13 protein-coding genes are annotated in these 19,072 nt (G+C 63.6%); 6 read left to right on the forward strand and 7 right to left on the reverse strand.

Annotated elements, in window-relative coordinates; all coding sequences use genetic code 11:
* Positions 1-10: 10 nt before the first annotated feature.
* A complete protein-coding gene (locus tag C5J22_RS20135; RefSeq protein WP_105439662.1) occupies positions 11-2,116 on the forward strand; it encodes an acetate--CoA ligase family protein in 2,106 nt (701 codons plus the stop codon).
* Between the two features lie 166 nt (positions 2,117-2,282).
* Here the strand turns inward: C5J22_RS20135 and C5J22_RS20145 are convergent, their stop codons facing one another.
* From C5J22_RS20145 to C5J22_RS20155, 3 genes are read right to left on the reverse strand one after another with little or no spacing between them, the layout of a single operon-like run.
* Complete coding sequence (locus C5J22_RS20145) at positions 2,283-3,260, reverse strand: nucleoside hydrolase (protein ID WP_105439664.1); 978 nt, start codon at positions 3,258-3,260, stop codon at positions 2,283-2,285.
* A 27-nt stretch (positions 3,261-3,287) separates the two neighbouring features.
* On the reverse strand, positions 3,288-6,764 hold the full coding sequence (locus C5J22_RS20150) for an indolepyruvate ferredoxin oxidoreductase family protein (RefSeq protein WP_105439665.1): 3,477 nt from the start codon (positions 6,762-6,764) through the stop codon (positions 3,288-3,290).
* On the reverse strand, positions 6,765-8,177 hold the full coding sequence (locus C5J22_RS20155) for an FAD-binding oxidoreductase (RefSeq protein ID WP_105439666.1): 1,413 nt from the start codon (positions 8,175-8,177) through the stop codon (positions 6,765-6,767).
* Between the two features lie 203 nt (positions 8,178-8,380).
* Between C5J22_RS20155 and C5J22_RS20160 the strand changes: the two genes are divergently transcribed.
* The 4 genes from C5J22_RS20160 to C5J22_RS20175 all read left to right on the forward strand — a co-directional run bounded on the left by C5J22_RS20160 (position 8,381) and on the right by C5J22_RS20175 (position 13,298).
* A complete protein-coding gene (locus tag C5J22_RS20160; protein WP_105439667.1) occupies positions 8,381-9,139 on the forward strand; it encodes a FadR/GntR family transcriptional regulator in 759 nt (252 codons plus the stop codon).
* A gap of 33 nt (positions 9,140-9,172) precedes the next feature.
* On the forward strand, positions 9,173-10,168 hold the full coding sequence (locus tag C5J22_RS20165; protein ID WP_105439668.1) for an MDR family oxidoreductase: 996 nt from the start codon (positions 9,173-9,175) through the stop codon (positions 10,166-10,168).
* Between the two features lie 91 nt (positions 10,169-10,259).
* Positions 10,260-12,572 carry a xanthine dehydrogenase family protein molybdopterin-binding subunit gene (locus C5J22_RS20170; protein ID WP_172746717.1) on the forward strand — a complete coding sequence of 771 codons (2,313 nt, stop codon included), beginning with the start codon at positions 10,260-10,262 and terminating at the stop codon, positions 12,570-12,572.
* A gap of 105 nt (positions 12,573-12,677) precedes the next feature.
* Positions 12,678-13,298, forward strand: a complete 621-nt coding sequence (locus C5J22_RS20175) for a nucleoside triphosphate hydrolase (RefSeq protein WP_105439670.1) — start codon at positions 12,678-12,680, stop codon at positions 13,296-13,298.
* 22 nt (positions 13,299-13,320) lie between these two features.
* Here C5J22_RS20175 and C5J22_RS20180 read toward each other — a convergent pair whose 3' ends face one another.
* From C5J22_RS20180 to C5J22_RS20195, 4 genes are all read right to left on the reverse strand, one after another.
* Positions 13,321-14,391 carry an ABC transporter ATP-binding protein gene (locus tag C5J22_RS20180; RefSeq protein WP_105439671.1) on the reverse strand — a complete coding sequence of 357 codons (1,071 nt, stop codon included), beginning with the start codon at positions 14,389-14,391 and terminating at the stop codon, positions 13,321-13,323.
* Positions 14,392-14,413: 22 nt separating this feature from the next.
* Positions 14,414-15,298: a carbohydrate ABC transporter permease gene (locus C5J22_RS20185; RefSeq protein WP_046666402.1), complete on the reverse strand. Its 885-nt coding sequence runs from the start codon at positions 15,296-15,298 to the stop codon at positions 14,414-14,416.
* Entirely contained in the window at positions 15,291-16,217 is a 927-nt protein-coding gene (locus tag C5J22_RS20190; RefSeq protein ID WP_172724052.1) for a carbohydrate ABC transporter permease, read from the reverse strand. The genes C5J22_RS20185 and C5J22_RS20190 overlap by 8 nt, the downstream gene beginning before the upstream one ends.
* A gap of 120 nt (positions 16,218-16,337) precedes the next feature.
* Positions 16,338-17,612 (reverse strand): ABC transporter substrate-binding protein, encoded by a 1,275-nt coding sequence (locus tag C5J22_RS20195; protein ID WP_245440476.1) that lies wholly within the window; start codon positions 17,610-17,612, stop codon positions 16,338-16,340.
* A 253-nt stretch (positions 17,613-17,865) separates the two neighbouring features.
* Between C5J22_RS20195 and C5J22_RS20200 the strand changes: the two genes are divergently transcribed.
* Positions 17,866-19,065, forward strand: coding sequence for an ROK family transcriptional regulator (locus C5J22_RS20200; RefSeq protein ID WP_105439673.1), 1,200 nt, complete (start codon positions 17,866-17,868; stop codon positions 19,063-19,065).
* Positions 19,066-19,072 lie beyond the last annotated feature (7 nt).

Raw genomic sequence — 19,072 nt, forward strand, 5'->3', positions numbered from 1 at the left:
GGTTTTGGTCATGAGGGCCAATACCGCGGAAGTGATGCGAGCCCTGATGGCACCGCGCTCCGTCGCGGTCGTCGGCGCCACCGAGCGCGCCGACGCCTCCTCCAGCTATGTGATGAAGAACCTGATACGCTTCGGCTATCAGGGACAGATCATTCCGGTGCATCCGAAGGCCGGGACAATCTTCGGACTTCCCGCCTCGCCCTCCCTCTCGGCACTTGATACGCCTCCGGATGTCGCGGTGATCGGCATTGCCGCCGACAAGGTGATCGCGGCCCTCGAAGAGGCCGGAAGCACCGGCGTCAAGGCGGCGGTCGTGCTGGCCTCCGGGTTCGCCGAACTGGACGAGGCCGGCCGCGAGCGGCAGCAGCAACTGATCGAGATCGCCGAGCGTTACGGCATGGCGATCTGCGGCCCGAACTGCCTCGGCCTCTTCAACCTGAGCTCCGGTGCCGCACTCTATTCCTCCAGCCTCTCGACCAATCTCGAAAAGGGCCGTTTCGCGATTCTTTCCCATTCCGGCGCCAGCGCCATCGCGCTCGGCAATACCGGCCGATTTGGCTTCAGCCACATCGTCTCCTCCGGCAACAGCGCCGCGACCGATATTCCCGACTACCTCGAATTCCTCGCGGCGGATGATCAGACCAGCGCCGTCGGCATCGTCATCGAGGCTATTCGCGAGCCGGAAAGACTGGCGGCCGCGATGGAGAGGATGCATGCGGCCAACAAGCCGGTGATCGCCCTTCGCGCCGGCCGCTCGGAACGCGGTGCCCAGGCGACCGCCGCTCACACCGGCTCCCTCGCCGGCAGCAATGACGCCTACCGCGCCTTCTTCCGCCGGACCGGCATCATCGAAGTGCCGGACATGGACGGCTTCATGGAAACGGCGACCCTCTGCCTGGACCTGAAGGACCGGCCCGCCAAGCCGGGCGTCGCCATCGTCGGCGTCTCGGGTGGCGGCGTGGCCCATGTTTCCGATATCGCCGATGAGGTCGGCCTCTCGCTGCCCGATCTGCAGCCCGAAACGGTCGCACGGTTGGAGGCGTTGCTGCCGCCCTTTGCCACACCCCAGAACCCGCTCGATACGACCGGCGTCGTCTTCGCGGACGGCAAGATCTACCGCGATCTCCTGCACGCGCTCGCCGACGATACTTCGGTCGGCCTGATCGTCGCGACCCAGGACGCACCCGTTGGCCTCGACGATTTCTGCGCCTCCGAATATCTCGGCATCGCCGAGGCGGTTTCCGACTATGCCGAGACGGGCAAGGTGCCGGTCGTGTTCATGAGCAACCTCTCCTCCGGCCATCATCCGGATGTCGAGGCCAAGCTTTCGAATGTGCCGGTGCTGCGCGGCACGAAAAGCGCGCTGACAGCCGTCCGCAGCCTGATCACTCAAAGCCGCCTCGTCTCCTGGCCCGACAAAACAACCGCGACAAAGAAAAACCTCCCCGCCGGTGCTTTGACCGAACGCGAGGCCAAGCAACTGCTCGCCGCCGAGGGCCTGCCGGTCCCGAGCGAACAACTCGTGACCAGCGCCGATGCCGCCGCGGAAGCAGCTCGGAAACTTGGCTTCCCGGTCGTCATAAAGATCGAGTCGCCGGATATTCTGCACAAATCCGAAGCGGGCGGCGTGAAGCTCGGCATCGGCTCGGAAACGGAAGCTCGCGCCGCCTTCGACGCCATTATCGCCAGCGCCCGCGCCTACGTCCCGAATGGGGATCTGCGCGGCGTCTCGGTACAGGAAATGGTGACGGGCGGCGTCGAGGCATTGGTCGGCCTCGTGCGTCACGAACCCTTCGGTTTCGGCCTCGTCGTCGGCATCGGCGGGGTGCTGGTGGAACTGGTGAAGGACAGCGCCTTCGACCTCCTGCCGATCGACCTAACCCGCGCCGAGGCGATGATCGGCGAGACCAAACTGGCATCGCTGCTGGAAGGCTATCGTGGCGCGCCGAAGGCGGATCGCAGGGCACTCGCCGAACTTCTGGTCAAGATATCGGAGTTCGCCGCGCAATATGGCGACGATATCGAGGCTATCGATCTCAATCCGGTAGCGGTCTTGCCCGAGGGCAAAGGCGTGCGCATCCTCGACGCGCTGATCATCCCGCGGAAGAGGTCGTGACGGTGAACTGGCGCTCATTATTGGCAACGACGCTCTACACACCCTCATTCCTGTGCTTGTCACAGGAATCCAGCCAGCCCAAGTCCTTGGGCTGAAAAGGCTCTTCCGCGCCGCAGACGCAGCGCTGCTGGATCCCTGTGACAAGCACAGGGATGAGGGTTGAGAGTTACACCAGCCGCAGCTTCGGTGGAGCCGCATTCTCCGCGCGGCCGAACCATGACAACCGCTCGGTCAGCAGCGCATAAAAACCGTCGGCATCGACGTCGCGCATGAACATCGCGTTCTTCGGTCGGCCGGAAACGCCCCACCAGTCGGCGACTGTCATGCCCTTGGTGAGTTCCGACTCCGTCTCGATCTCCACGTTGCAGAGCCGGCCGGAATAAAGCTCCGGCTTTACGAGGTAGGCGATCACGTTCGGATCGTGCAGCGGCCCGCCGTCGCTGCCGTATTTCGCCACGTCGAAGCGCTCGAAGTAATCCAGCCAGCCGACCACGGCGTCGGAAAGCGGCGTGCCGATTGCCTGGATGGCGGCAACGCGAGCGCGGGTCGTCAGCGTCTGGTGGGTGACGTCGAGCGGCATCATCACGATCGGCACGCCCGAACCGAACACGACGGCCGCGGCCTGCGGATCGACATAGATGTTGAATTCCGCCGCCGGCGTGATGTTGCCGCCTTCGAACAGCCCACCGCCCATCAGCACGATCTGTTTGATACGGGCGGCGATTTCGGGCGCCCGGGTCAAAGCCTTGCCGAGATTGGTGAGCGGCCCGAGCGTGCAGACGGTGACGGTACCGGCCGGTTCGCTTGTGAGCGTCTCGACGATGAAATCGACCCCCTGCTGTTCCTGAAGCGGCATGGTCGGCTCGGGAAGATCGGCGCCGTCGAGACCCGTCGCGCCATGGACATGTTCGGCGGTGACGAGCGGCCCGGTCATCGGCTGGCTGCAGCCGGCAAACACCTTGATGTCCGAACGGCCGGCGAGTTCGCAGATCTTGCGGATATTCTTGGTCGTCAGCGACAACGGGACGTTGCCTGCGGCAGCAACGATCCCCAGCACGTCGATTTCCGGGCTGGCGAGCGCCAGCAGGATGGCCAGCGCGTCGTCCTGGCCGGGGTCGGTATCGATGATGATCTTCTCTGCCATGCGGGTCACTCTCGGATACGGGAACGGTTACGCGACACGGGTGAGCGGCTCCCTCGCCCGCCATTTCGCAAGGAGATCGGTTTTACGCTTTTCGAAACGCTCGACGGATGCGAGCTTCACATGGCCGAAGCCGCGAACCATGTCCGGCAGGCCGGCGAGCTCGGCGGCAAGCGCATGATTGCCGGCATCCAGCCCGGCCGAAAGCTCGGCCACGAGATCGAAATAGTCATCGATCAACTGCCGCTCCATCCGCCGCTCGGCCGTGCGGCCAAAGGGATCGAAGGCCGTGCCGCGCAGGAATTTCAGTTTTTCGAGCGCCGCAAAAGCGGGTCGGATCCATGCGCCAAAGGCGATCTTCGCTGGATGGCCGGTCCGCCGGTCGATCCTGGCGATCATCGGCGGTGCCAGGTGATGCCTGATCTTGAAGTCGCCTTCGAACTGCTCGGCGAGCTTCTTCTCAAAGCTCCGGTCCCGATGCAGGCGGGCGACCTCGTATTCGTCCTTGTAAGCCATCAGTTTGAAAGCGTTCTTCGCCACCGCCTCGGCAAAACCGCTTATGCCGCGCAGCTGCGCCTCGGCTGATTTCGCGACATCCACCAGACCCTCGTAGCGCTTGGCATAGGCGGCATTCTGGTAATCGATCAGGAAGGCGACGCGCTTGGCGACCATCTCCTCCAGCGTCTCGGCCTTCGGCTCCGGCTTCACGAGGCCCGCCGCACGCGCAACGGCTTCCACATCCACCGCAGCCCGGCGGCCCCAACCGAAGGCGGCGCGGTTCATGGCGATGCCGGTGCCGTTGAGCTCGATCGCCTTGTCGATAGCGGCGAGGCTGATGGGGATCAGCCCGCGCTGCCAGGCATGGCCGAGCAGGAACATGTTCGCAGCAATCGCGTCACCCAGCAGCGCGGTTGCCATGTCGGTCGCGGCAACCGTCTCGACGGCTTCATCTCCGGCGGCACGACGCAGCGATTTCAGCGTCGCCTCCTGCCGGAAATCGATCGTCGTGTCCTTCACGAAGGACGCGGTGGGGGCGAAATGGTCGTCGATGACGGCGCGCGTCTTGTTCTTCGCAAACGAAGCCAGCGAATTCTTCTGCGCGGCGACGACGATATCGAAGCCGAGCACGAGATCGCTTTCGCCGGGGCCGACCCGCACCGCATTGATCTGCGCCGGATCCTTCGCCAGCCGTATATGCGAAACGACGGAGCCGTTCTTCTGGGCAAGCCCGGTCTGGTCGAGCGTCACCAAGGCCAGCCCATCGAGAAGCGCCGCCTGGGCTAGTATGGCGCTGACCGTGATGACGCCGGTGCCGCCGATCCCGGCGAGCAGCATGCTGTAGGGCGTCTCGAAAGTCGCCGTGAACGCGGGCAGCGGCAGGTCATCTGTTTTCACCGATTTCGACTTCGCCGCCGGCTTGCGGATGCTGCCGCCCTCGACGGTGACGAAGCTCGGACAGAAACCCTTGATGCAGGAAAGATCGGTATTGCAGCTCGACTGGTTGATGCGGCGCTTGCGGCCGAACTCGGTTTCCTGCGGCTCGATGGAGATGCAGTTGGAGACGGCGGAGCAGTCACCGCAGCCTTCGCAGACCAGTTCGTTGATGAAGGCGCGCTTGTCCGAGACCGGATAGGCGCCCCGCTTGCGGCGGCGGCGCTTTTCCGCTGCGCAGACCTGATCGTAGACCAGCACCGTGACGCCTGGGATGTCGCGCAGCTCGCGCTGCACCGCGTCGAGTTCGTCGCGGTGATGGATGGAAACCTCACGCGGCAGCTTGCCTTGCCAGACCTCCGGCCGCTCGGCGACCACCACGACGCGCGCAGCACCTTCCGCCAGCATCTGCCCGACAATCCCCGGCACGGTAACGTCGCCGTCATGTTTCTGGCCGCCGGTCATCGCGACCGCGTCATTATAGAGGATCTTGTAGGTGGCGTTGACGCGTGCCGCGATCCCGGCACGGATGGCGAGCAGGCCGGAATGGAAGTAGGTGCCGTCGCCCATGTTGACGAAGATGTGCTTCTCGTCGGTGAAGGGCGACAGGCCGATCCACGAACCGCCCTCGCCGCCCATCTGGGTGAACGTCGAGGTGTTGCGGTCCTCGTTACCGATGATCATCATGTGGCAGCCGATGCCGGTCGAAGCCCGGCTTCCTTCCGGCAGGCGGGTCGAGACGCTGTGCGGACAGCCGGAGCAGAAATAGGCCTCGCGCTTGAGCGCGGTCGCCTCGACGCCCATGGCGATCGACATTTCTTCGATGAACCGCGCCTTGGCCTGCAGCGCCTCGTCGAGATAACCGAGTCGGGAAAGGATGGCCTTGGCGACCGACAGCGTACCGATCTCTCCGATCGCCTGCAGCAGCGTTGAACCATTTTCGCCGGCCTTGCCGAAGACGCGCGGACGCCGTTCCGTGGGAAGATTGAAAAGCTGCGCCTTGATCTGGTCCTCAAGGATCGACCGCTTTTCCTCGACCACGAGCAGTTCGTCGACACGGGAAGCGAACTCCGCGATCCCCTGCGGCTCCAGCGGCCAGACCAACCCGACCTTGTAGAGCGCGATGCCGAGTTCAGCGGCGCGCGCCTCGTCGATGCCGAGCAGCGCTAAGGCGCCTAAAAGGTCGAGCCAGGATTTGCCGGTCGAGACGATGCCGAGACGGGCACGGCCCGTGGCCCCCCAGATGGCACGGTCCAGCCTGTTGGCGCGGGCAAAAGCCTGAACGGCGAGCATCTTGCGCTCGAGCCGCAGCTCCATCGCATGCGGCCCGTCCGGCCAGCGCAGCGACAAGCCGTCCGGCGCAAAGGTCTCGTCGGGGAAAACAATCTCCGGCTTATCCGGATCGAGATCGACCGTCGCCGAGCATTCGACTATCTCGGTCTGGCACTTGAAACCGACCCAGGCGCCGGAATAGCGGCTCATCGCGATGCCGAGCAGGCCGTATTCGATATATTCGCCGACGCCGGCCGGCGACAGCAGCGGCACCATGGCCGAGATCAGGTTGTGCTCGCTCTGGTGCGGCAGGGTGGAGGAAACGGCGCCGTGATCGTCGCCGACCAGCAGCAGAACGCCGCCGTTCGGGTTGGTGCCGATCGCATTGGCGTGGCGGATGACATCCATGCTGCGGTCGACGCCCGGGCCCTTGCCGTACCACATGCCGAACACGCCGTCGTAACGCGAGCCCTGGAACATGCCGGTCTGCTGGGTGCCCCAGACGGCGGTCGCCGCCATGTCCTCGTTGAGGCCCGGATGAAATTTTACATGGCTCGCATCGAGAAACTTTTTCGCACGCGCCATCTCACGGTCGAAACCGGCGAGCGGCGAGCCCCGATAGCCGGACACGTAACCGGCTGTATTGAGCCCGTGAGCCAAATCCCGCTGGCGCTGGATCATCGGCAGGCGCACCAGAGCCTGCGTGCCCGACACCAGGATGCGGCCTTTTTCCAGCGTGTAGCGGTCGTCGAGGCTGACCTTGCTGTCCGAGGGGCTTTTTTCCGGCGCGGCATGGATCGACATCTAGACCCGCTCCGCCTGCTGCACGGACACCGGCGCCTCGAAGACCCGGCCGCGATTGAGAATGTAGTTCGGATCGAATGCGGCTTTCAGCCGGCGCATCGTGGCGATCTCGGCTTCGCTGCGGGCATATTTCAGGTATTTCACCTTGTCGGTGCCAATGCCGTGCTCGGCGGAAACACCGCCGCCGACCGCCTCGATGCCCGAGAAGATCGCCTCGGCGACCTTTTTCTCATGATGGCTGAACATGCAATAATGCAGGTTGCCGTCGCCCAGGTGGCCGAAAATATAGGTGCGCGCATCCGGATCGATCTCGTCGACGGCGAGCGCGGCCCTGTCGAGAAATTCCCGCATGCGGGACAGCGGCACGGAAATATCGAAGCCGATCGTCACCCCATTGCCGAACAGATAGTCGTTGATGCCGTCGCGAATGCCCCACAGCCCGTTGAACTCGCGCAGTGAGTTGGAGAGCACCACGTCGGTGGCAAGCCCGTCCTCCAGCGCGGCAGCAAGGGCCGCCTCGAAGCGCTCGTTATCCTGATCCGGCGCCTGGCCCTGGATCTCGACCATCGCATACATGCCGGCCCCTTTCTCGACCGGCGGGCGGATCCCCATATGGTCGACCGTGCCTTCGTAGACATTCGGAAAGATCGCCTCGAACGCGGAGATGAGGCCGGAGAGTTCCACCCGCAGCCGCGCCAGCAGATCCTGCGCCGCCTTCAGCGATGGCAGGGCGATGAAGGCGTTGCGCTCGATCTGCGGTTTCGGATGCAGTTTCAGGCAGGCGCGTGTCACGACCCCGATCGTGCCTTCGGTGCCGATGAACAGCGGATTGAGGTCGTAGCCGGAATTGTCCTTGGTCAGGCCCTTCAGCGAGGAGAGGATCGTCCCGTCCGGCAGCACCGCTTCCAGCCCCATGACCTGCGCCCGGTACATGCCGTAGCGCAGAACCCGGATGCCACCGGCATTGGTGCCGATATTGCCGCCGACCGTGGCGGTACCGCGCGCCCCGATATCGACGCCGAAGAACAGGCCCACGTCGCTCGCCGCCTGCTGAACGACCTGCAGCGGGGTGCCTGCCTTGACGATCATTGTCTGAGCCGCGACGTCGATCGACTCGATGCCGCTCATCCGTTCGAGCGAGATGGAAATTTCGCCCTCGACGGGCCTTGAAGAACCGGAAAGCCCGGTTCGGCCGCCCTGCACGACGATCGGCTGGCGGAGTTCGTTGGCGGCGGAAAGAATGGCGGAAACGTCTTCGGTGTTGCGCGGACGCAGGACGGCAGCTGGTCGGCTGCCTCGAGCGGTCGCATCCGCAGCATAGCCATCCGAAATCGCATCGCCGGTGAGGATCGCAGCGGCATCCAGCCTGCTTTCGAGGCTGGAGACAAGACGGTTCACGCGGTCAGAGGACAAAGCCCGCCTCCCCCGCAAAACCCTGCGTCGCAGCCCTGCGCTCCGGCTCGGCCGAATGCGATTGCGCCCATTCTCTCGTTCCCCTTGTTTCTTGGGGGCGAGGTTATTCCCATTCCCCTATTTGTCAAACCTATATTTAAAAAGCAGTAGCGTTTTTAGCCCGACCATGGCATCACTATGGCAGGAACCATGGGAAGGGTGACATGATCCTCAAATACGACGAGGTCGTCCGCACGGGCATTGCGAGACAGGTATCGGACAATATCCGTTCCGCGATCATGGACGGCCGGCTGAAGATCGATGAGCGCCTGCCGACCGAGGAAGAACTTGCCCGAAGCTTCGGAATTTCCCGCCCGACGGTGCGCGAGGCCCTGAAGCGCCTCGCCGCCCAGAACCTCATCCATTCCAAACGCGGCCCGACCGGCGGTAATTTCGTCAAGCGGCCGGATCCGGAAGGTCTTTCGAAGGCAATCACGGGCGCCGCCACCCTACTGGTCGGCATCGGTGCCTTCGACATCGAAGAGATCATCACCGCCAGGCTGGAGACGGAAGCCGTCTGCTGCCGGCTGGCCGCCGCAAATCGCAGCGAGACCGATCTCGCTGCGATGGAAGCGGAGATCGCGGTGCAGCTCGACGAGGCTGTTAGCGACGAGGATTTCTGCGCTTCGGACGTGCGTTTCCACAGAGCGCTGGTGGAATCGACCGGCAACGGCCCGTTGAAGCTGATGATGTACACCGTCATCGAGGCTTTCATTCCGATCACCAACATGATCGTCTTCCGGGTTCGCGAACGCCACCACGTCGCTTCGCTGCACCAGGAAATCGTCGATGCTGTGCGCAGCCGCGAGGATGCCAAGGCCGCCGATGCGCTGGCCCGGCTGCTCGCCTATGTGCGCGAAAGTTATTCTGCCGTGCTCGACGCGCGCGCCAGGCGCGATGCCGCCACACAGGCCTCCGCTTAAAAACCAACATCGCCACCATATCGGGAGAGAGACATGACCGAGACCTTCACCGCCATGGTCATCGACGCCATCGACGGCAAGCCGAAAGGCGCCTTCAGGGAGATCTCGATCGCCGATCTGCCCGACAATGACGTGCTGGTCGAGATCGCCTATTCGACGCTCAACTACAAGGACGGCTTGGCGATATCAGGCAAGGGCCGGATCGCCAGGCGCATGCCGATGATCGGCGGCATCGACCTCTCCGGCACCGTCGTCGAATCTCGCTCGCCGGAATGGAAGGCCGGCGACAAGGTCGTGCTGAACGGCTGGGGCCTTTCCGAAACCGAATGGGGCGCCTTCGGCCGCTACCAGCGCGTCAAGCCGGAATGGCTGATCCGCCTGCCCGATGCCTTTTCGATGGAACAGGCGATGGCAATCGGCACCGCAGGTTATACCGCGGCACTCTGTGTCGATGCGCTGGAGAAATGGGGTTCGATCAAGCCCGGTGAGGGCGAAGTGCTGGTCACCGGCGCAGCCGGCGGCGTCGGCTCGGTGGCAATCGCGCTCCTGGCAGCCCGCGGCTACAATGTCACCGCGTCCACCGGCCGTCCGGAAACCCATGACTATCTCGCCTCGCTCGGCGCCACCAATTTCATCGACCGCGCCGTGCTTGCCGAAAAAGGCGGTCCGCTGCAGAAGGAACGCTGGACCGGAGGCGTCGACAGCGTCGGTTCGACGACGCTCGTCAACGCGCTCTCCCAGACAATGCGGGGCTGTGCCATCGCCGCCTGTGGCCTTGCCGGCGGCGCCGACCTTCCGGGCACCGTGCTGCCGCATATCCTGCGCGCCGTGACGCTGATCGGGGTCGACAGCGTCATCGCCACCCGCGAACAGCGGCTGTCGGCATGGGCGCGGCTCGCCCGCGATCTCGATCCCGCCAAGCTTTCGGAAATCACCACGACGGAGCCGATGTCCAACCTGCCGCAACTCGCCGAGGATATTATTGCGGGGAAAATCCGCGGGCGTGTGGTGATCGATGTGACGAAGTAGAAAAAGGTATGCCAGAGGCGGCTTTCCATTCGCTGCTCAGAGGCGGTAGAGATATCTCCGGCAGAAAATTGCATGGCGTGGGAGAGTGGTTTTGAGCAGTGATCACGAGGTCTTCACCGGTCGCCGGGAAGACATAAGACTTGTTACCGGCCAAGGCGCCTATACCGCAGACAAGGTGCTGGATAACCAGCTCCACGCCGCATTCTTGAGAGCCGACCAGCCGCATGCGCGCATCGTTTCGATCGATGTCGAGGCCGCGCTCGCCGCACCGGGCGTCCATATCGTGCTGACGGGCAGGGATGCGCTCGAAGCAAACCTGATCGCCCCCGGCCCGCTGGTCTCCTTCCCCGGCGTCGATGGCATGAAGATCAAGGCACCACACCGCTATGCGCTGTCGACCGACCGCGTCCGTTTCGTCGGCGAACCGGTTGCCATGGTCGTGGCCGACAGTGCCGAGGCGGCTGCCTATGCGGTCGAGCTGATCGCGGTCGATTACGAGGACCTGCCGGCTATCATCGATCCGGAGGCAGCGCTGGAAGACGGCGCGCCGCAGCTTTTCGACGAGGTGCCGGGCAACCTGGTTTTCCTGCACAGTTTCGGCGACAGGGCGACGGCCGATGAAGCCTTCGCCAAGGCCGCGCATATCTCGACGCTGACGGTCGAGTCGCAACGCGTCGCCGCCAACCCGCTCGAACTCAAATCCTTCATGGCGGCATACGACGCCGAGACGGAGGTCTTCGACGTCTATTCCGCCAGCCAGGGCACGGGCCTCGCCGATGGCCTTGCCCGTTTCACCGGCCACCCGCCGGAAAAGGTGCGGCACCACATGGGCGATGTCGGCGGCAGCTTCGGCATCCGTGGCGCGGCCTATCCGGAATATGCGGCGATCATGCTCGCAGCCAGGAAACTCTGTCGGCCGGTGCGCTGGACGGCCAGCCGCACCGAAAGCTTCCTTGCCGATTATCACGGCCGCGCTGTCAGGTTCGCCGGCGAGCTTGCTCTCAGCGAAACCGGCGACTTCCTCGCCATCCGGATGAATATCGTTTGCGATCTCGGCGCTTATCATTCGCCGCCCGGCGCGCTGATCAATGTGCTCAACCCGATGCTGACCGGCACCGGCTGTTACCGCATCCCAGCGGTATTCGGCCTCAACCGCCTCGCCTTCACCAATACCTCGCCGATCGCCGCCTATCGCGGCGCGGGCCGTCCGGACATCAATTATTTCGTCGAGCGGCTGGTGGATCAGGCCGCAACCGATCTCGGCATGGACCGGATCGAAATCCGCCGGAAGAACCTGATCCCAGACGACGCCTATCCCTACACGACACCGACCACGGTCTACGACAGCGGCGGCTATGTCGCGATGCTGGAAGAGGTGGTATCGATCTCCGATTGGAGAGGTTTCGAAGCCCGCCGGAAAGCCTCCGAGGAACGCGGCCATCTGCGCGGCATCGGCATGGGCGTCTTCATCGAGCCGTCCGGCGGCGGCCATATGCCGGAAGAAACCGAGATCCGCTTCGAGGCGGACGGCACGCTGACGCTCTACACGCTGTCCGGATCCGCCGGTCAGGGCCACGAGACGGTGCTGCCGCGGCTGGTTGCAAAGGAACTCGGCATCGACGAGAACCTGATCAACCTGCGCGCCAACAGCGTTCATGCGCCTCACAAGCTCAAGGGTGCCGGCACGATGGGGTCGCGGACCATGGCTTCGCACGGCGCCTCCCTGACCATCACCTCCCGCGAGGTGGTGAAAAAGGGCCTGAAGCTCGCCGCCGAGGCGCTGGAAGCCTCGGAAACCGACATCGAATTCGATGACGGCCACTACAAGGTGGCCGGAACCAACATGTCGGTCTCGCTTCTGGAACTGGCTGCCCGCAACGCCACGCCGGATGGCAACGCGCTGGATGCGCTCGCCTCGATCCAGCCGGAGCGAAATTTCCCCGGCGGCGTGCATGTGGCCGAAGTGGAGATCGACCCGAATACCGGCGAGACCAAAGTCACCTCCTACATCGGCGTCGATGATGCCGGGCACGTCATCAATCACACGCTTCTCGAAGGCCAGATGCATGGCGGCCTTGCCCAGGGCGCCGGCCAGGTGTTCGGCGAGCATATCGTTTATGACCGCGACAGCGGCCAGATGCTGACTGCCAGCTTCATGGATTATTTCATGCCGCGGGCCGACTTCATGCCGACGCCGCGTTTCTTCGACCTGCCGACGCCCTCGCCCACCAATGTGCTCGGCGTCAAGGGCGGCGGTGAGGCCGGCACGACCGGGGCGCTGCCGACGCTGATGAACGCCGTCCTGGATGCGCTTCGCTCGGCTGGCGTCGAAGATTTCGATATGCCCGCGACGCCTTACAGGGTTTGGGACGCCCTGAAGGCGGCCAGGGAGAGTGCTCGATAAGACCTCATCCGCGCGCGCCGCATCCATGCCTTCGTGGATTGCCTGAACGTATTGCGGGACGCTAGAAGTTCATTTCGATAAAATGAAACGCAAGGCGTCGGCGCAATGACACTGGACGACATCACCAACACCGTCATCGAGCGGGCGAGCGACAGGCGACGTTTCATCGTTGCGGTCGCCGGCCCGCCGGGCGGCGGAAAATCCACTCTCGCCGACGCCCTGCACGAAGCCCTGCTGGCGCGAGGGGAATTGGCCGAAGTTCTACCGATGGACGGCTTCCATATGGACAACGGTATCCTGGAGGCCCGCGGCCTGTTGTCCCGCAAGGGCGCGCCGCAGACTTTCGACGTGCGCGGTTTTGCTGATATCCTGAGAGCGGTGCGGCAGGGAGACGAGGAAGTGCTGGTGCCGGTCTTCGATCGATCGCGCGAGATCGCCATCGCCTCGGCCCGCCCCATCTCCCCCGACACCCATATCGTTCTGGTGGAAGGCAACTACCTGCTGATCGACGAAGCGCCGTGGTCGCGGCTCGCCGAGATGTTCGACTTCACGATCTTCGTCGGCCCTTCGGAAGAGGTGCTGCGCGAGCGGCTCAAGGCGCGCTGGGTGCATTACGGGCTCGACGAGGCGCAGATCGCGCGGAAACTCGACGGCAACGACCTGCCGAACGGCCGCTACATCCTCACCCACTCGCGGCCGGCCGACATCAGGCTCGAAAGCTTCTGATGCCTGTTGCGGCAATGCCGAGCTAGAGGGCCACACCGGTTTCGCGGTCGAAGACATGTACCTGTTCGGCCGGGATGTTGGCTTCGAACCGCGCGCCGTAGCGGGCCGGATATTCGCCGTCGACGATCGCGACCACCGGATGGCCGGCGAGATCGAAGACGATGTGGGTCTGCGCGCCGGTCGGCTCGACCAGCAGTGTCTGGCCGGCAAGCGCCGTTCCGCCCGCACCGGGGCTTAGGTGTTCCGGACGCAGGCCCACCTTGATCGCCTGACCGCGCTTCACCTTGCGCTCCGGCGCGATGCGGATCGAGGTGCCGTCGCCGAGACGCGCGGCAGCCTCGCCGCCATCGCCATCGACAGTACCGTCGAGAAGGTTCATTGCCGGCGAACCGATGAAGGCGGCGACGAAGAGGTTGGCCGGCTTGCGATAAAGCTCCATCGGCGTGCCCTCCTGTTCCACCCTACCCTGGTTGAGGACGACGATCCGGTCGGCGAGCGTCATCGCCTCGATCTGGTCATGGGTGACGTAGATCGAGGTCGTCCCGACCTTCTGATGCAGCTGCTTGATCTCCGAGCGCATCTGCACGCGAAGTTTCGCGTCGAGGTTGGAAAGCGGCTCGTCGAACAGGAAGACGGCCGGGTTGCGGACGATCGCCCGGCCCATGGCGACGCGCTGGCGCTGGCCGCCGGAAAGCTGCGCCGGCTTGCGGTCGAGAAGCGGCATCAGGTCCAGCATGCGCGCCGCTTCGGCGACGCGTTCGGCAATCACCGGCTTCGGGGTTCCGGAAAGGCGCAGGTTGAAGCCCATGTTCTCGGCGACCGTCATGTGCGGATAAAGCGCATAGGACTGGAACACCATGGCGATGTTGCGCTCGCGCGGCGTAAGTTCGTTGACCACCGCGTTGTCGATGATGACCTCGCCGGCGGTGATTTCCTCAAGCCCGGCAATCATCCGCAGCAGCGTCGATTTTCCGCAGCCGGACGGACCAACCAGCGCGACGAACTCGCCGTCTTCGATCGCCAGTGACACTCCATGGATGACCGGGAGCGCCCCATAGGCCTTGCGGACTTGTCTGAGTTCGACGGATGCCATGCGAATTACTCCGGGTCGGGGCTCAGGACTTCACCGCACCGGCGGTCAGGCCGGCGATGATGTGCTTCTGGGCCAGGAAGAAGGCGATGATGGTTGGCAGGATGGTGAGTGTGATGAAGGCGAGCACCAACTGCCATTCGGTGCTGAATTCGCCCCGATAGATCATGATGCCGAGCGGCCAGGGATAACGGCTCTCGGAATTCAGCATGATCAGCGGCACGATATAACTGTTCCAGCTGCCGACGAAGGAGATGATGCCGACGGTGGCGATGATCGGCCGCGACAGCGGCAGCGTGATGTGCCAGAAGAAGCGCATGTAGCCGCAGCCGTCCACGAAGGCCGCGTCGAAGAGTTCGGACGGCAAATTGCGGAAGTAGTTGCGGAACAGCATAATGCTCATGCCCATGCCGAACGCCACCTGCGGCAGCACCACGCCCCAGTATGTATCGATCAATCCCAGATCGCGGATGCGGATGTAGAGCGGCAGGATGGCCGTCGCGGCCGGGAACATCAGCCCGATCAGGAAATAGTTGACCAGGTAGTCGGCGCCGAAAAAGCGGATATGCGCGAAGCAGAAGGCGGCCATGGCGCCGAAGGTCAACGTCAGGAACACCGTCAGCAGGGCGATGATCAGCGAATTGCTCATCTGCAGCCAGTAGCGCTTGCTGACGATGATATCCGTGTAGTTCGACCACTGCCATTCCATCGGCAGGCCGAAGGGATTGCCGCGCAGTTCGCCAAGGGTCTTGAAGCCGCCGAGCGCGGTGCTGATCAGCGGCACCACCACGATTGCCGCCACGATGATCAGCGACACGTACATATAGACCTGCGTGCCGGCGCGGATCCGCTGGCCGGACGTCGGCGCGCTGGCGGCATCGATGGGCTGTGCTGTCGAAATATCAGTCATTGCGCATGAACACCCGCTTGTAGCTGAAGGCGAGCGTCACGCAGATCACGAACAGCACCACGCCGACGGCGCTGCCGAACCCGACCTGCATGCGGGTCACCCCGAAATTGTACAGGAACGTCACCATCGTCTGCGTCGAGTTCGACGGTCCCCCGCCGGTCAGCGGCATGATCATGTCGAAAAGCTGCAGCGAGCCCACGACTGCAAAGAAGACGGAGAGACGCACGGTGGAGCCGAGCAGCGGCAGCGTCACAAGCCGGAATTTCTGGAAACCGGTCGCACCGTCGATGTCAGCCGCTTCCAGCACGCTCTTGTCGATTGCCTGCAGGCCGGCGATGAAGAGCATCATGTGAAAGCCGAAATACTTCCAGACCACGACGCCCAATATCGCGTAGATCGCCAGGTCCCGATCGGCCAGCCAGAACGGCGGCTCGACGCCGAGCATCTGCGAGATACCGGCAACGAGACCGAAATCCCCATCGTAGACGAAACGCCAGATCATGCCGGCCGCGACATCCGCGAGCACGTAGGGCAGGAAGAAGATCAGCCGGAAGAACAGCGCGCCCTTGATCCGGCTGGAGATCATCGTCGCCAGCCAGAGCGCCAGCGGAACCTGCACGCAAAGCGAGGCAAGCACGATCAGACCGTTGTTGATCAAAGCCTGGGTGAAGGCGCTGTTGCGGAAAATGAGTTGGTAGTTGCGCCAGCCGACCCATTGCGTCGGACTGCCATAGCCGTTCCAGTTGTAGAAGGAATACCATGCGGCCTCGCCCATGGGCAGAATGACCAGCACCGTGAACAGAAGAAGCGCCGGCGGCAGGAACAGGATCAGTACCGGCCACTTGCTGTTGGCAAGGGACCGCTTGCGGCGCCGTGATACCGCAAGTGTATTCCCGGACGGGACGGCATTGGCAGACATCAGCATATCGCTCATCGATTTTCGAGCCTTTCGGGCTGCGAGACGCCGTCAGGCGAGGACGGGAACCGGCGCTCCCAGGGTTGCTGGAACCTTAGGGGAGCGGGAGCGCCGGCGCTGCGCTTACTTTCGCTCGAGGGAATAGGCGTCCTCGATCTGCTGCGCCGCGGCAGCCGGTTTCATGCTGCCGGAGACCACTTCTACGCTGATGTCGTTGACGATCGCACCGACATTGGGACCGAGGTCCTGGTCGAGGAAGTTCTGGTGCCAGGTTTCCTTGGCAAGAGCTTCGGCAACTTCCTTCAGCAGCGGCTTGGAGATCGCTTCGCTCGCACCCTTGGCGACGGGCATGATCTGCGTATCTCTGGCGAGAAGCTTCTGCACGTCGGCGCTTGCCATGTAGCGGAGGAATTCCTCCGTTTCAGGCGGTGCGTTCTTGGTGACCGCCCATCCGTTGAGACCGCCGAAACTGTCGGTGGTCACACCGGCCCCTCCGCTGACGACGGGGAACGGGAAGCGGCCGATATTGTCGTCCGCAAGGCCCTTGCGGCTGGTCGAATTCGACGCCTGGGTCGAGGGCGTATTCTCGAAACTCAGGATGATCGCGGCACGGCCATCGCCGAACGTGGCAAGCGCATCGTTCCAGGTCGCACCCAGATAGCCATTCTGGAACGGCTCAAGCTTGCCGAGCTCGGCCATGCGCTCGCCGGCCTTGACGAAAGGCTTGCCGGCGAAGCCGTCGTTCTTGCCGGCCTTGGCGTCGGCAAAGCCCTTTTGCCCCGCCTCGCGCATCGAGAGATAGCTCCAGTAGAAATGCAGGGGCCACTTGTCCCGCCCGCCGCCGGCAATCGGCGTGACGCCGGCCTGTTTCAGCGTTTTGACGGCACCGAGGAAATCATCCCAGGTCGCGATCTTCGAGGCATCGACCCCAGCCTTCTTGAACATTTCCTTGTTGTAATAGAAGGAAACGAGGCCGGTCCTGACGGCCGACGCCCAGACCTTGCCATCGAAGGTCAGGCCATCGACGGCGGAGGCGTTGATCGACTTGCGCCATTCCCCTCCGTTCGCGTCGATCGCAGCATTGATCGGCCGCAACGTGCCGGTCTCGGACTGCGCCTTGAGGACGCCGCCGCCCCAGGTATAAAAGATGCTTGGCGCGTCTTTCGATTGCAGAAGCGTCGGCAGCTTCGCCTTGAAGGCCTGGTTTTCCAGAAACTGCATCTCGACCTTGACGCCCGGGCGCTTGGCCTCGAAATCCCTGGCGATCTGGTTCCAGACCGCGACGTTCCCCGGCACCTGCTCAACATGCATCCAGCGAATGACGCTGTCCGCTGCAGCAGCGCCGGCCGTGAACATGCCACCCGCTAGGGCAACAGCGGTCGCTGAAATCAAACGCATCCTGTAGTATCTGTTGGACATTGAAGGTGCTCCTCCCAAAGCTTTATTCCTGTATCCGAATTAAATAATCGGCAAGGCCAACGCATCTGTCAATAGCCATGCGCGACATTGCCGGATTTTGGCAAAAATTGCGGCATTTGCTGCTTTTATCTATTGCATGCCGCATAAATTCAGATCTAGAACAAACCGAATTTAATTTGCACCTCGTATTAAATAGCGGTTTGGTGCAGAAGCCGACGAGTGCGCAGAAGAGATGAAAACCGCCGATCCAGAACTCATGCGTGCGATGAATCGTCTGAGCGTGCTGGACACGATCCGGCGGCGGGGCCCTATCTCCCGCGTGGAGATTTCCGAGCGCACCGAACTTTCGACGACCACCGTTTCGGCAATCACCGCCTCGCTGCTCGACGACGGGCTGATCCTGACCCGCCACGAAGGCGACATCCGCAACGAGGCCGTGCGCGGCCGGCCGCGCGTCATGCTCGAGGTCAATCCGGATGCCGCCCGCGTCGTCGGCGCCAAGATCGCCGCAAGCCGCATGGTCTTCGTCGTCACCAATTTCCGCGGCGACGTGCTCTCCCAGCTCACCCTGCCGATCCGTATCGACCGCCAGCCGATCGCGGTCATCGCCGATCTCGTCGAAGATGGCGTGCGCCGCTGCGTCGTCGATGCCGGCCTGTCGCTGGAGGATGTCGACAGCGTCTGCCTCGGACTTCCGGGCGTCATCGAACACCGCACCGGACACATCCGCTCGAGCCCGATCTTTCGCGAGATCAACATTGATTTTGCTTCGGAAATGTCGGCGCGGCTGTCGACTCCGACGATCATCGAGAGCGACGCTCATGCCATCACGCTCGGCCATCACTGGTTCGGCAAGGCTCGCGATCTGCAGGATATGGTCCTGATCTCGCTCGAACAGACGCTCGGCCTCGGCGTGCTGCATGGCAACCGGCTTTTCCGCGGTGCCGGCGGGCTCAGCCACAATCTCGGCGATCTCGTGCTCGGCACCGGTCCGCAGGGCATCGTGCGGCTTTCGAGCCAGGCGGGTGAGAGCGCCATCCTCGGCGAACAGCAGGCGGACGGGCGTTTTGCCGAAGCAGTAAGGCTCGGCCGCGGCATGACCCATGTCCAGGCACTCATCCAGGCCGACGACGACCGGCTGATCGGCGCGGCCGTTCGCGCCGGCGAGGCCGTCGGGCTGACCATCGCCAACATCGTCACGCTGTTCGCGCCGCCGCGCGTCATCCTCGTCGGCTCCTCGCTGGCGCTCGGCGAGCCGTTCCTGAACAGCCTGCGCGATGCCTATGCGCTCGCCATTCCACCGTCTCTGAAGGGTGTCAGCGAGCTCGTCTTCGACGATTCGACCGACGATTTCTGGGCGCAGGGAGCGGCGGCCGTCGCACTTTACGAACTTTACGAATCGCCCTGGAGCACCACGGGGCCGGCGCTCTGACGCGCCA

It is taken from the genome of Neorhizobium sp. T25_13, from assembly GCF_002968675.1.
Lineage (GTDB): Bacteria > Pseudomonadota > Alphaproteobacteria > Rhizobiales > Rhizobiaceae > Neorhizobium > Neorhizobium tomejilense.

Excerpts from the sequence above, each read along its gene's own strand:
- C5J22_RS20135 (WP_105439662.1), top strand. The coding sequence starts at position 11 with ATGAGGGCCAATACCGCGGAAGTGATGCGAGCCCTGATGGCACCGCGC.
- C5J22_RS20145 (WP_105439664.1), bottom strand. The coding sequence starts at position 3,260 with ATGGCAGAGAAGATCATCATCGATACCGACCCCGGCCAGGACGACGCG.
- C5J22_RS20150 (WP_105439665.1), bottom strand. The coding sequence starts at position 6,764 with ATGTCGATCCATGCCGCGCCGGAAAAAAGCCCCTCGGACAGCAAGGTC.
- C5J22_RS20160 (WP_105439667.1), top strand. The coding sequence starts at position 8,381 with ATGATCCTCAAATACGACGAGGTCGTCCGCACGGGCATTGCGAGACAG.
- C5J22_RS20165 (WP_105439668.1), top strand. The coding sequence starts at position 9,173 with ATGACCGAGACCTTCACCGCCATGGTCATCGACGCCATCGACGGCAAG.
- C5J22_RS20175 (WP_105439670.1), top strand. The coding sequence starts at position 12,678 with ATGACACTGGACGACATCACCAACACCGTCATCGAGCGGGCGAGCGAC.
- C5J22_RS20180 (WP_105439671.1), bottom strand. The coding sequence starts at position 14,391 with ATGGCATCCGTCGAACTCAGACAAGTCCGCAAGGCCTATGGGGCGCTC.
- C5J22_RS20185 (WP_046666402.1), bottom strand. The coding sequence starts at position 15,298 with ATGACTGATATTTCGACAGCACAGCCCATCGATGCCGCCAGCGCGCCG.
- C5J22_RS20190 (WP_172724052.1), bottom strand. The coding sequence starts at position 16,217 with ATGTCTGCCAATGCCGTCCCGTCCGGGAATACACTTGCGGTATCACGG.
- C5J22_RS20195 (WP_245440476.1), bottom strand. The coding sequence starts at position 17,612 with ATGCGTTTGATTTCAGCGACCGCTGTTGCCCTAGCGGGTGGCATGTTC.
- C5J22_RS20200 (WP_105439673.1), top strand. The coding sequence starts at position 17,866 with ATGAAAACCGCCGATCCAGAACTCATGCGTGCGATGAATCGTCTGAGC.